Genomic DNA, 13,383 nt, shown 5'->3' with positions numbered 1-13,383 from the left:
CAAAGGCAATAAATTGCTGCGCGAAGTTTGAACATTCGCTTCATCAAATCAACTTGTTGATTAATTCTTTACTCCTTAAAATTTGAGGAATAATTAATAAGAACTTTGCGTCAAAAAATCTCGCACATTCTACAGATTAAGTAGATGTTTGAGTTTTATAGATACCATGTATAATCGATTTTCGCATAAAATATCACAAGTCAATTAATCATTAATTTTAAAAAGAGTATTTTTGTAAAACTTTTTTTCAATGTACAAATCGCTCATTCGCCCGATTCTTTTCAAATTTGATCCTGAAGAAGTTCATCATTTTACTTTTTCAATGCTCAAAAATTTCGGATTCTTAACAAAATTATTCCTCCCAAAACCTATTGTCGACAAACGTCTTGAAAGAGAAGTTTTTGGTTTGAAATTTAAAAATCCAGTGGGCTTGGCTGCCGGTTTCGATAAAAATGCGGTTTTGTTTAATGAGTTGGGAGATTTAGGTTTCGGATTTGTAGAAATCGGAACGGTGACACCAAAAGCTCAGGCTGGAAATCCTAAAAAAAGACTCTTTCGTTTAATTGAAGATGGTGGGATCATCAACAGAATGGGTTTTAACAATGACGGTCTTAAGGCTGCGATTGAAAAACTGAAGGGCAACAAAGGTAAAATCATCATCGGCGGAAACATTGGAAAAAATACGAATACTACCCCTGAAAATTATACTCAAGATTATTTAGATTGTTTTGAAGGTCTTCATCCTCATGTAGATTATTTTGTGCTGAATGTAAGCTGTCCGAATGTTGGAAGTCACGCCAAATTGGAAGATGTGGAATATCTGAGAGAATTGATTACGGAAGTAAAGAAAATCAATCAGTCAAAATCTGTTCAAAAACCTATTTTACTGAAAATTGCTCCTGATTTAAATAATCAACAGTTAGATGAAATTATTGAATTGATTTCAGATACAAAAATCGACGGAATTGTAGTTTCCAATACATCTGTCAACAGAGAAGGTCTGAAAACTTCACCTGAAGTTCTGGCAGAAATCGGAAATGGTGGACTCAGCGGAAAACCGATCCGTGAAAGAAGTACAAAAATGATTAAATATCTGTCTGATAAAAGCAACAGAGCGTTCCCGATAATTGGAGTTGGAGGAATTCATTCTGCAAAAGATGCGCTTGAAAAACTGGATGCAGGAGCAACTTTGGTTCAGTTGTACACCGGATTTATTTATGAAGGTCCACAGTTAATTAATGATATTAATAAAGAGCTTCTAACACGGGCAAGCAGATTACCCAGATAAATTAGAAGAGAGTTTTTGACTCTCTTTTTTTATTTCTTTGATTGTGTAATCGTTGCATTTTTAATATCAACCGTAAAAGTATAAGAAGCGGAAGATGTTGTTTTCGGCACGTTAAAAGTTATCATTTTCCGGTCTTTGGATTTTATTTCTTTGGTGTCTTCAATACTCTCAAGACAACTTTCTGTGAGGTATTCTTCATAATTTTTAAAATTCCAGTCATTGGTAAAATAAAGAATTCGGTATCCTTTTTCGCCGTCACTTGCACCGCACATTTCGCAGAAATTGAAATTAGAAATCTCTTCAAAATATAATAAAACACGATTTCCGGATGTATCTGAAGCGTAAGAAATCAATTCGTTTCCGCCCATGGGATTAATAAAATCATACGTATTGATTTTCTTGTTATTGGGTAAAATAAGGTAATTATTGAAACGATAAATTCTACTGTCTTTGGTATATAATTTTGAAGAATAATTTTTATCTCCAATAACGATATTCCCTACAACTTCTTTTGTTTTTGAATAATCTCCTTTAAAAATTAAAGTCTCTTTTGGATGCAAAGGCTTCATGAGACTGTCAATTCTTTCTATTGATTGAAGATTTGTAATGTTTTTACGTAATATTTTTGAGCTTTTATCTTGTTGACTGCCAAAATTATAAAGGTATAAATTAGCCAAATCATAAACTCCTGTCAAAGGAATTTTCTTTTTGTATTTATCATAATAATACCAACCTTTCACAAAATGCTGATACTGATTACAATCGATAATTCCATCAAAATCCAACTGCATGGTGATAGGGTTTCCAGCAATCTCTCCTTTAAAAATCTGTGACGAATCGGTTACTTTCCTGAGCTCAACTTTTTGACAGAAAAAATAAGTTATGCTTAAAGAAAACAATAAAATAAAGAGTTTTTTCATGGGGTTAATGATAAATTTGGTAAGTTTTCAGAGAAAGAAATGAGAAATCGTATAAATAATTAAGCCGACTAATCCACCGACCAAAGTTCCGTTCACCCGAATGAACTGAAGATCTTTTCCAACCTCCAGTTCCAGTTTTTCACTTAATTCTTTCCCCTGCCAGTTTCCGACTGTTGAACTGATGAGGTTCCCGAATTGATGGGTGTTTTTCAGGATATATTTGTAAGCGGTAACTCTTACCCAGGTATCAATTTTGTTTTGAAGATTTTCGTCGGTTTTTAAGTTTTGCGAAAATTCATTCAGGTTTTTAGATAGGTAATTTTTTAGTGAAGATTGGTCTTCCTGAAGTTCATTTTTTAAAGTGTTTTTAATTGAAATCCAGATGTCGTTGGAATATTCATTTAATTTTTCATTTTTAAGAAGATCATTTTTAATCGTCTTAAATTCGCCTTCCCATTTGGGATCCTGTTTCAGTTCGGCAGAAAAATCGTAGATTTTTTGGGTGATTAATTGTCTGATCTCATGTTGCGGATTTTCTTCAATTTCCTTAAAAAACTCTGAAAGTCCATCTGCTACTTTAAGCGCAATTTTATTATCAATAAAAGCCGGAATAAACGTGTAGCTGCCTTTTTTTACACGATCTTTAATCATTTCATCGTTTTCAATAATATAATTTTTAATCTGTGCCGAAAGATTAGTGATGATTTTCTGATGATCATTTTTGTCTAAAAGATAATTAATTCCGTTTCCCAGAAGAGCATTCAGCTTGATATTATCTGTCATTTCAGAAACTTTTTTACTGATAAACTGGCTCACTTCAGCATCATCCAGCTTATTTAATATATCCAATACAATATCTGAAATATTTTTAATTAAAACTTCCTGATTTTTCTCTTTTCCCAGCCATTCTCCGACAAAACCTGAGATTTTTAATTTTTGAATGTAAGGACGAATATTCGCAGGAGAAAGGAAATTACTGACGACAAAACTTCCAAGATTATCTCCGAGCTTCTGTTTGCTGTTTTCAATCAGATTTGTATGAGGAATCGGCAATCCAAGCGGATGGCGAAAAAGTGCCGTCACGGCAAACCAATCTGCCAAAGCACCAACCATCGCAGCCTCAGAAAAAGCACGAACGTAGCCGATCCAATGCGAATCATTATTCTTCTGCAGGATCGTTGTAATGATAAAAAGAGCCGCCATCAGCACAAATAATCCTGTGGCAAAGGCTTTATATTTTCTTAACTGTTTTCTTTTTGCTTCATCATTCATATGCTCAAATTTAGTACATTTGGTTTTGAAACTAATTTAATTATATCACAATTAATGTTCTGCATCATATTTGTAGAATGATTAACCGATTAAACAATCCTTATGGAAAATACAGAAGCAAAAAACAATCCATACTATTCAAGAACAGACACTGCAAAACTGAACGTTTCTAATGAAGAATGGAAAAAAATATTGGCTCCGGATTTATATGCAGTTTCGAGAGAAGCTGCAACAGAAAGAGCTTTTACCGGAAAGTATAATGAATTTGACGAACTCGGGGAATATTATTGTGCGGTTTGCGGAAACCATTTGTTCCGCTCAACAACTAAATTTTCGAGCAGTTGTGGCTGGCCAAGTTTTTTTGAAGCCGATAAAGAAGGTGTTTATTATAAAAGAGATACCGCTTACGGAATGGAAAGGGTAGAGGTGCTTTGTAAAAGATGTGATTCTCATTTGGGGCACGTTTTCGATGATGGTCCAAAGCCAACGGGGATGCGCTATTGCATGAATTCTGTGAGTTTAGAATTTGTTCCTGATTCCCAAAAATAAGTATTTTGAATGCACAATATCAGTAAGTTAAAGTTTCTTAAATTGCGTTAAACTTTTTAGAGTTATTCCTGTTACGTAATTATGTTTTTATACATTTGCCTTCGCAATTGTATTTAACATAATATTGAATGAAAGGATTTTATAGCTTATTAGGTATTGTTTACATGGTAACTACTTCGTTCTATTTGTCTCCAAAAAAGGCAATAATAAAGAACGAAATCAGTATAGAGAAAATTGAAAAATTAACCGACACGAAGTCTGAGAAGACCACGACATTATCTTCGTCAGAAGCATTGTACAAATCAATTACATTTGAAGAAGGGCACGAACTTAACGAAGAAGTTTTCTTTAAAGCCTTAACGGGGTTTGAAAATTTGAAGAAAGCTGGTTTGCTTAATCAGGATGCTCATCTTTTAACGGTATGCGATTTTTCAATGTCTTCCAATACGAAAAGACTTTGGGTGATCGACACAGAAGAAAAAAAAGTATTATTCAACTCGCTTGTTGCCCACGGGAAAAATACGGGAGAAGAATTTGCCACCAACTTTTCGAATACCAACAGTTCTCTTCAGAGCAGCTTAGGATTTTACATCACAGATGCTACGTATAACGGAGACAATGGGTATTCTCTAAAATTGCTGGGAATGGATAAAGGTTTTAATGACGCAGCTTACAAAAGAGCCATCGTAATGCACGGAGCAGATTATGTAAGTGAAGATTTTGCGGCGGCGCACAAGAGAATTGGAAGAAGCTGGGGATGTCCCGCAGTTCCAAGAGATCTGACGCAACCGATCATTAATACTATAAAAGGAAGAAATTGTCTTTTTATTTATTATCCTGATCAGAATTACCTTTCCAAATCGGAATGGTTGAAAGCATAAGAAAAACAAAAGCAGTCGATTAGACTGCTTTTTTATTTTGTGATATAAATTGTATCGTAAAAATACTTCCTTTTGACGGTTCAGATTGTAAGGAAAGATTGCCCTGATGCATTTCAATAATTCTTTTTACAATCGATAATCCAATACCGTTTCCTTTATCATAATTTTTGTTGTTTCCACGATAAAATAGATCAAATATTTTAGATTGATCTTCTTCTGAAATACCAATTCCATGATCTATAAAACGGATTTCCAGGTTGTTGTTTTGAACTTCAATTTCTACTTCACAATTTTTATCAGGCGAATATTTGCAGGCATTCTCCATTAAATTTAAAAAAGCAATCTGCAGCAGATACGGATTTCCATGAAAATCGTAATTGCTTTCATCTTTATCCGCCAGATTATCCATATAATGAATCCCAATTTTATACGTTGAATTTTTTTGGAGCAAAGCCACTTTAGCATCTGCTAAAATTTCATCCAGACGAAGATCTACAAAACTGATCTGCGAAACATCATAACTTGCCCTCGCAAAATCCAACAGTGCTGATGAAAGCTGGGAAGCGTGATTGGCATCCTGTAAAGCATTTTCAATGGAGATTTTATAATCATCCAAAGTTACATTCAGTTCTTTAGCAAGCTCAAGCTCAGCAATTAAGGTCGAAAGCGGTGTCCGGAATTCATGTGAAATCGTCGTTACAAATTGTCTGTGATTATTAAATGATTTTTCTAAACGGTTAAAGGTTGAATTAAAAGTTTCGGTCAGTTCATAAATTTCATCTTTAGCTTTGGGTACAACCAGTCTTTTATTGAGGTTATGTTCCGAAATATCCCGAATTTGAATAATAATATCCTTCAAAGGTTTCAAAGTATAGTACGAAAACAGAAAACCAATGATAAAAATAATCAGGATCGAAATAATGTAAATTACAATAATATCTTTCTTGAATTCTTCAATATGAGCTTTTCCCGTTACATCGATCGCACTGCCGATAATGTAGAAATTCTCATTATTAAATTCATATTTAAACGCCATATACTGCCGGTCTCTTCTTTGCCAGGTAATTTTGTTTTTACTTGTTTTAATAAGCTGATTTAAATAATACTGATTTTTAGAAGAAGGTTTGATGTCTGTAAATATCAACTCTTTTTTTTGGTTATAAACGCTGATATCTGCTTCATTCAGCAATTTTTTATTTCGTTCGTGAAGTTCCCGGATTTTAGAATCATTGATTTTCGCATCAAAAATAAACTCCGATCTCCAAGTAATTTTGTAGCCCAAACGGTCATTAAATTCATCTTCCCTGTTTTTCTCAGAAACAAAATAGAGAACATAAGCGAAAACGAAAAGTATTCCCGCAGTAAGAATCGCATAATTAAGAGCTGTTCTGGTCGCTATTTTCATAACTGATGTGTAAAAATGAATCCCATTCCGGGCTTTGTATGAATCAGTTTTTCGTCAAAATCTTTATCTATTTTTTTGCGCAAGTAAGCGATATAGACATCAATATAATTGGTTCCCGTATCAAAATGATTTCCCCAGACATTTTCTGCAATTTCCTCACGACTCAGCACCCGCTCTGCATTATTCATCAGAAAAATTAATAGCTTAAATTCTTTTGGAGTAAGATTAATTTCCTTGTCATTCCTGAAAACACGATTGGTATTGGTGTTTATGGTAAGGTTTTGATATTCAATGATGTTAGAGGATTCGTTTTTCTTTGATAAAGATGATTTTCTTAACAAAACAGCTTTTATTCGGGCATATAATTCTCTTATTTCAAATGGTTTTACCATATAATCGTCTGCGCCGGCGTCAAAACCTTCAATTTTTTCGTCAATGGTTCCTAAAGCTGTCAACATAATAATCGGGAGATCAGGGTTTTTCTGTTTGATGATTTTGCTTAATTCGATACCGTTCATCTGAGGAAGCATAATATCGGTGATTACCAGATCAAAAGAAATTCTTTCTACCATTACTAAAGCATCTTCTGCATCTTCCGAGATGTAGATCTGGTAACCCTGGCTTTCGAGTCCTCTTTTTAAAAGTGCAGAAACACGGGCATTATCTTCTATAATTAAAACTTTCATGTGAAAATTATTTCAGGACTTATTTTCAAATTTAATGTAGAATATTTTTGATAATCAAGTGATTAATAACTGTCCTTTGAATTCTTACACAAAGGTATTCTATATTTTTATTTTAAAGCTTGCCATCTGTGTTTTTAATAAATTTCTAAAGATTTTCTAATGGTTTTCTAACGATCTTCCTTGGTTTTCGAACCTAATTTTGTCCCGTTGAAATCATCAACAAAGATTCAGAAAAGAAGAATATTATGAATGAAAAATCTTTTAAAGTCGGGCTCATTTTAGTTTCAATGATGAGTTTGTACTCAAAAGTGGAAGCGCAGAAGAAGAATGATTTTAATAACCCTGCTTTGACGCATTATCTTAATGATGAACATACAAGATACGTTTCTTTCAGCGGATATGCAGAGCTTTGGGCAAGATATGCGCAACTTAATCCTGGAAGTTTGATCAACAATCAGGCAAAATCTGAAGAATCTGATTTGTCGCTTCGAAGAGTAAGAGTAAAAATGACCTACAAGCCGACAGAAAAACTAATGTTTGTTTTACAAGGCGGAACTACCAATGTCAACATGAATGCAAAAGCAAGCAACTATTTTGATTTGCTTGATGCTTACGCAGAATATTCTTTTAATGATAAAATTGCTTTTGGGGCAGGGCGCTCCACGTGGAGAGGTTTGTCGAGATTTACGACAGGTCCGTTGAATACTTTATTGTATGATTTGCCAGCTTACGCAACTTCTAATGCAGGCGCAACGGATTATACGGTGAGAGAATTGGGAGCTTATGTGAAAGGTCAGTTAGGAAAGTTCGATTACCGTTTGGTCATTGCAGATCCGTACACAATGTCAACGGCAGATCCTAAATATAATGTAGCGACTTTTAGTAAAAATTCTCCTCATAAAGATTTCTCAGGATATTTCAGATATGCATTTTTGGATACGGAAAATATTTCAACGCCATTTAATTCCGGGACATATGTCGGTAAAAAGAATGTGCTGAGTCTGGGAGCGGGTTTCGATTATATTCATAATGCGATGTGGCATCAGGATATTGATAAAAATACCATCAATGATGATATGAAAAGCTTTGCGGTAGATTTATTTTACGATGCTCCTTTAAACAAGGAAAAAGGCACTTCTGTAAGTGCTTACGGAATGGCGATGCATAATGATTACGGACCGAATTATATTCGTTATGTAGGAACAAATAATCCTGCAACCTCTGTTGATGTTACCCAAGCGAGTCTGAATGGAGCAGGAAATGCAATGCCTGTTATCGGGACGGGAAATACTTATTATGTACAGTTAGGTGGAACTTTGCCTTATTTAAACAAAGAAAAAAAGAACCTTCAGCTTCAGCCTGCGGTGGGAATGCAGTTATCAGATCTTAAAGGTCTTCATGATAATGCGGTCATTTACGATGCCGGAATTTCTTTATTAATGAACGGAATGTCTTCTCGATTAACATTTGACGCTCAAAACAGACCTGTTTTCACAGGTGATGCCAATAATAATGCGGTTGTTTCCGATAGACAGTGGCAGTTTGTTTTAAAATACAGAATAGATTTTAACTAAAAATAATTACAATGGAAAGAAGAAAATTTTTATTCCGTTCGGTACAGGCTTCGGCACTGTTGCTGATTTCCGGAAATATGTTTGCGTCTGCCTTACCCATGTTTAATCCTATAAAAAAGAAAAAAGTGTACTTCCATTATTTGTTGTTCTGGCTCAGAAAAGATTTGTCTGAAGCTGAGGTAAAAGAGTTTGAAAATTTCTTTGAAGGGCTAAAAAAATTGCCTTATCAAAAGAATCTCCGTTACGGAAAGCCTGCCAATTCAAGCCCGAGAAATGTTTTAGATAATACATTCACGTACAATGCTTCTATGGAATTTGATACACTGGAAGAACTGGAAGCTTACGGACAACTTCCCGAACATTTAGCTTTGGTAAAAAAATACAAACCATTCTTCGAAAAAATGTTGGTTCACGATACGGTTTACAATTAGAAAAAGAATTTATTTTACAATGAAAAATATAGTTAAAGGCATTAGCTTTGTTCTGGCATTAAGCACATTTGGATTTATGAATGCACAGCACAAAAAAAACAAAAATGTAAGTATTAGTGTAAATACTGAAGAATCAAAGGATTATATTCCTGCGGTAAGGTTGATTAATAATCCTGACGGTTCTTGTACATTTGAAAAAGGACAAATCCCCACCCTGAAGCATATGAATACCACCACTTTCTGGATGAGTAACAAAACGGAGGAATGGGAAAAGAACGCACACCCGGCTCCAAGAAGACAGTATGTGATTACTTTGAAAGGGAACATCAAATTTAAAGTAACAAACGGTTCTACTTTTATCATTAAGCCCGGAACAATTCTTTTAGCGGAAGATTTGAAAGGAAAAGGTCACAGTTGGGATATGGTGAAAAGCAAAGCGTGGGAGAGATTGTATATCCCGATCGCTGAAGATGCAGATGATTTTTTTATCTCAAATAAAGATTCCGATTAATTTTTGATAATTCCTTAGTGTTTTATATAAATTCGTACAATGAGAAAAGCAGCCAAATTTTTGACTGCTTTTTTATTTAAATTTTCCAGTACAATTGTCATTCTGACGAAGAATCTAAACTATATTTTTAGAATTAAAATAAAACTTTTTATTTAAGAAAACTTCTTAAAAATCAAAGTCGCATTATGTCCTCCAAAACCGAACGCATTGCTTAAAGCATAATTGATATTTTTTTCTTTAGCTTCTCCAAAAACAATATTTAAATCTTTCGGAATATTTTCATCAATGTTATGAAGATTAATCGTTGGCGGAATAATCCCGTTTTGGATCGCTTTGATGGAAAGAATGGCTTCTGCTGCTCCGGCTGCTCCCAGCAAGTGACCCGTCATTGATTTTGTTGCACTTATGTCTAATCCTATGCTTCCTTTAAATAATTTATTGATTCCGTTTAATTCAACCAGATCTCCCATTGGGGTAGAAGTGGCGTGTGGGTTTATATAATCAATATCATCAATATTTATTTCTGCTTCATTCAATGCCAATTGCATCGCTTTAATAGCTCCGACACCGTCCGGATGAGGTGCTGTCATGTGATACGCATCGGCTGTCATTGCTGCTCCGACTAATTCTGCATAGATTTTTGCACCTCTTGCTTTGGCGTGTTCGTATTCTTCCAAAATTAAAGATCCTGCACCTTCTCCCATCACAAAACCGTCTCTGTCTGCATCATAAGGGCGACTCGCTGTTGCAAAATCATCATTTCTTGTAGACATCGCTTTCATAATAGAAAAACCGCCAACAGAGGCCGGAGAAATTGCTGCTTCAGAACCACCGCTTACAATAGCTTTTGCTTTTCCCAATCTGATATAATTGAAAGCATCCATTATGGCTGTATTTCCTGTAGCACAGGCAGAAATGGTGGTGTAATTAATTCCCTGAAGTCCAAACTTCATAGAAATCATTCCTGAAGCCATATTGGCAATAAATTTTGGAACAAAAAACGGATTGAATCTTGGTGTTCCGTCTCCGTTTGCGAAATTCATTACTTCACTCTCGAAAGTCCACATTCCACCCTGTCCCGTTCCCCAGATGACACCAATGTCAAATGGATCCATATTTTCCAGTTCAAGCCCGGAATCTTTCAGCGCTTCTGCTGTAGAATACATGGCGTATTGTGAAAAAAGATCGCTTCTTTTAATTTCATTATGAGTTAAATGAACTTTCGGATCAAAATTTTTAACCTCACAGGCAAAATGTACTTTAAATTTTTCTGTATCGAAATGAGTGATTTTATTGGCGCCACTCACACCATTTATACTGTTTTGCCAAAATTCTTCGACATTATTTCCTAAAGGCGTCACTGCGCCAAGACCTGTAATGACAACTCTTTTCATTAATTACTGATTTTGAATAAATTAGAGGTTCCTCTTGCAATTAAGCGTGTTTTGTCTGCGTTCCATATTTCGCATTGTGCGTTTACAAATTGCTTTCCTCTTTTTATAATTTTTGTTTCGGCTACAATATTATCATTTTCTTTTGCAGTTGAAAAATAATCGATGCTGTTATTTACCGTAACGATAAAAGTTTTTTCATTTAAAGAAAACATGGTGGCACCAATCACATCATCAAAAATTGCTGCGGTAACTCCACCGTGTAGATTTCCCATCGGATTCAGCCATTCGGGTCTTACTGTATATTGAAATTCCAATTCTCCTTCTTCCACGGAAAGAACGATTGGGTTGAGCCATTTCATAAACGGAGAAGGGGAGTCTGTAAATTCTTTTCCGATGAATTTTCTTAATTGTGCTATTCTATCCATATTCTTTATTTCTCTAAAATCATTGTTACACCCTGCCCACGGGCAGCACAAATGGAGATAAATCCTTTTCCGCTTCCTTTTTCATCTAAAAGTTTGGCTAAAGTTCCAATAATTCTTCCGCCTGTTGCGGCAAAAGGGTGCGCTGCTGCGAGACTTCCGCCTTTTACGTTCAGTTTATTTCTGTCGATTTTTCCTAACGCTTTTTCCAGTCCGAATTTTTTAGCTAAATCATTATTTTCCCATATTTTTAATGTGGCTAATACCTGTGCTGCAAATGCTTCATGGATTTCATAGTAATCAAAATCTTCCAAATTCATTCCTGCTTTTTTCAACATTCTGTCGGCGGCAAAAACGGGAGCGAGTAATAAATTCTGTTTGTTTTCAACATATTCAATTCCTGCCACTTCCGAAAAAGTGATATAAGCCAAAATCGGTAGATTATTTGCTTTTGCCCAATCTTCACTTGCCAGCAAAACTGCTGAAGCTCCATCGGTAAATGGTGTTGAATTTCCAGCCGTCAACGTTCCGTTTTGTTTGTCAAAAGCAGGTTTTAAGGAAGCTAATTTTTCCAAACTTGTGTCACGACGAAGATTATTGTCTTTGTCTAAACCAAAAGCCGGTGTAATCATGTCATCAAAAAATCCCTCGTCATAAGCTTTTGCCATATTTTGGTGACTTTTAAAAGCCAATTCGTCCTGTTCTTCACGGGAAATCTGATAATATTTCGCCGTAATTTCTGTGTGACCGCCCATTACTAAACCTGTTTTCGGTTCCTGACCTTTGTAAGGAATTGGCATCCAGTCTTTCAGTTTCGGACTTAATAATTGTTTCAATTTTCCGAAGGCAGATTTTTCTTTATTGGCTTTTAATAAAGCTTTTCTCAATTTTGGTGAAGATTCAAATGGAATATTGCTCATAGCTTCTACACCGCAGGCAATTCCGCTTTCGATCTGACCTAAAGCGATTTTATTACCTATATAAATAGCTGCTTCAATTCCCGTGTCGCAAGCCTGTTGAAGATCACACGCAGGCGTAGCAGGATCAAGAGACGTTTCCATAACAGATTCTCGAATGAGATTGCTTTCTGAAATGTGTTTAATTACCGCACCTCCGGCTACTTCACCGAGGAGTTTCCCTTTAAGGCTGTAACGGTCGATCAAGCCATTTAAAGCAGAAATAAGTAAATCCTGATTTCCCTGATCTGCGTACGCTGTATTGACTCTTGCAAAAGGAATTCTGTTGTATCCTACAATTGCCACTTTTTTTGTTTCCATATGGATAGATTTTATGATGGAATGATGTTTAATTCTTGCTCGATAATATTAAGAACTTTATCTAATGCCAGGTTTAAAAATTTCTGATCTCCGGTAGTTTTAGATAATAAAATTCCGCCTTCGGTAAGCATAATGAATAATGAGGCATATTCGCCTGCATTGGCTTTTGTATTCAATTCTCCATTTTTCTGACCTTGGGTAATGACCTTTGAAATTTTAGAAATCCATTCCTGAAAAGATCTTGTAACCTGATTTTTCAGAAGAGGAAAGGTGTCATCGGCTTCCGTAGCAGCGTTCATTAAAGGACAGCCACCACTTAAAAATACTGAGTTCCAGTTTTTCCTGTAAAAATCAACGAATGCATGAAGCTTATCAGTTGCTGTCGGAAATTCGTCACCGAAAGAACGCGACATACTTTTGCTTAAAGAACCTGCATTATATTTGTAGACCTCAAGAGCCACTGCATCTTTATTTTCAAAATTTCCGTAAATGCTCCCTTTTGTCAATCCCGTTGCTTCTGTAATATCAGAAAGAGACGTGGAGGTATAACCTTTGGTGTTAAACAAAGTCGCCGTTTTCTCGATAATGAACTGTTTTGTCTTTTCTGCTTTTGACATTATCAACTAATTCTGATGCAAATATACAACAATATACCGAACGGTATATTTTCAATTGTAATTATTTTGATATTAACTTTTAGCTAAAGCGGATTCACCTTATTTAAACTAGAAAACGGGCTTTAGCCCGTTCCTATTGATGTTGAATTATATTTT

At 35.2% G+C, this 13,383-nt stretch carries 14 protein-coding genes; 6 read left to right on the top strand and 8 right to left on the bottom strand.

The genetic code is table 11. The annotated features are described in order from the left end of the window. Positions 1-250 precede the first annotated feature (250 nt). Positions 251-1,288 carry a quinone-dependent dihydroorotate dehydrogenase gene (locus tag ASG22_RS13185; protein ID WP_055985327.1) on the top strand — a complete coding sequence of 346 codons (1,038 nt, stop codon included), beginning with the start codon at positions 251-253 and terminating at the stop codon, positions 1,286-1,288. 29 nt (positions 1,289-1,317) lie between these two features. On the opposite strand, the gene ASG22_RS13180 is transcribed toward ASG22_RS13185, so the two are convergent. Continuing rightward, entirely contained in the window at positions 1,318-2,208 is an 891-nt protein-coding gene (locus ASG22_RS13180; RefSeq protein ID WP_055985324.1) for a hypothetical protein, read from the bottom strand. A gap of 27 nt (positions 2,209-2,235) precedes the next feature. Continuing rightward, positions 2,236-3,480: a DUF445 domain-containing protein gene (locus ASG22_RS13175; RefSeq protein ID WP_055985321.1), complete on the bottom strand. Its 1,245-nt coding sequence runs from the start codon at positions 3,478-3,480 to the stop codon at positions 2,236-2,238. A 102-nt stretch (positions 3,481-3,582) separates the two neighbouring features. Between ASG22_RS13175 and msrB the strand changes: the two genes are divergently transcribed. Together msrB and ASG22_RS13165 are read left to right on the top strand one after the other, a co-directional pair. Continuing rightward, the gene (gene msrB, locus ASG22_RS13170; RefSeq protein ID WP_055985318.1) at positions 3,583-4,029 is read left to right on the top strand and encodes a peptide-methionine (R)-S-oxide reductase MsrB; all 447 of its coding nucleotides are present in this window, start codon (positions 3,583-3,585) and stop codon (positions 4,027-4,029) included. Positions 4,030-4,157: 128 nt separating this feature from the next. Continuing rightward, positions 4,158-4,910, top strand: a complete 753-nt coding sequence (locus ASG22_RS13165) for a murein L,D-transpeptidase catalytic domain family protein (RefSeq protein ID WP_055985315.1) — start codon at positions 4,158-4,160, stop codon at positions 4,908-4,910. A gap of 19 nt (positions 4,911-4,929) precedes the next feature. Here the strand turns inward: ASG22_RS13165 and ASG22_RS13160 are convergent, their stop codons facing one another. Then, complete coding sequence (locus ASG22_RS13160; protein WP_055985311.1) at positions 4,930-6,315, bottom strand: sensor histidine kinase; 1,386 nt, start codon at positions 6,313-6,315, stop codon at positions 4,930-4,932. Next, positions 6,312-7,001 carry a response regulator transcription factor gene (locus ASG22_RS13155; RefSeq protein WP_055985309.1) on the bottom strand — a complete coding sequence of 230 codons (690 nt, stop codon included), beginning with the start codon at positions 6,999-7,001 and terminating at the stop codon, positions 6,312-6,314. Before ASG22_RS13155 ends, ASG22_RS13160 begins: the two co-directional genes overlap by 4 nt. A 245-nt stretch (positions 7,002-7,246) precedes the next feature. Between ASG22_RS13155 and ASG22_RS13150 the strand changes: the two genes are divergently transcribed. The 3 genes from ASG22_RS13150 to ASG22_RS13140 are packed head-to-tail and all read left to right on the top strand — an operon-like array spanning position 7,247 to position 9,517. Next, a complete protein-coding gene (locus ASG22_RS13150; protein WP_055985304.1) occupies positions 7,247-8,575 on the top strand; it encodes a hypothetical protein in 1,329 nt (442 codons plus the stop codon). Positions 8,576-8,586: 11 nt separating this feature from the next. After that, a complete protein-coding gene (locus ASG22_RS13145; protein ID WP_055985301.1) occupies positions 8,587-9,006 on the top strand; it encodes a Dabb family protein in 420 nt (139 codons plus the stop codon). A gap of 19 nt (positions 9,007-9,025) precedes the next feature. Next, positions 9,026-9,517, top strand: a complete 492-nt coding sequence (locus tag ASG22_RS13140) for a hypothetical protein (RefSeq protein WP_238586917.1) — start codon at positions 9,026-9,028, stop codon at positions 9,515-9,517. A 152-nt stretch (positions 9,518-9,669) separates the two neighbouring features. On the opposite strand, the gene fabF is transcribed toward ASG22_RS13140, so the two are convergent. Genes fabF through ASG22_RS13120 form a run of 4 tightly spaced genes read right to left on the bottom strand, consistent with a single transcriptional unit; the run spans position 9,670 to position 13,227 of the window. Beyond that, on the bottom strand, positions 9,670-10,911 hold the full coding sequence (fabF, locus tag ASG22_RS13135; protein WP_055985298.1) for a beta-ketoacyl-ACP synthase II: 1,242 nt from the start codon (positions 10,909-10,911) through the stop codon (positions 9,670-9,672). Continuing rightward, on the bottom strand, positions 10,911-11,336 hold the full coding sequence (locus ASG22_RS13130) for a PaaI family thioesterase (protein WP_055985296.1): 426 nt from the start codon (positions 11,334-11,336) through the stop codon (positions 10,911-10,913). Before ASG22_RS13130 ends, fabF begins: the two co-directional genes overlap by 1 nt. A 5-nt stretch (positions 11,337-11,341) precedes the next feature. Then, positions 11,342-12,610: an acetyl-CoA C-acetyltransferase gene (locus ASG22_RS13125; RefSeq protein WP_055985293.1), complete on the bottom strand. Its 1,269-nt coding sequence runs from the start codon at positions 12,608-12,610 to the stop codon at positions 11,342-11,344. A gap of 11 nt (positions 12,611-12,621) precedes the next feature. Then, positions 12,622-13,227: a TetR/AcrR family transcriptional regulator gene (locus tag ASG22_RS13120; RefSeq protein ID WP_055985290.1), complete on the bottom strand. Its 606-nt coding sequence runs from the start codon at positions 13,225-13,227 to the stop codon at positions 12,622-12,624. Positions 13,228-13,383: the final 156 nt, after the last annotated feature.

Source organism: Chryseobacterium sp. Leaf405 (genome assembly GCF_001425355.1).
In the GTDB taxonomy this organism is placed as follows: domain Bacteria; phylum Bacteroidota; class Bacteroidia; order Flavobacteriales; family Weeksellaceae; genus Chryseobacterium.
Note: the sequence above shows the minus strand (reverse complement) of the source record. Positions and strands in the feature narration are given on the sequence as shown.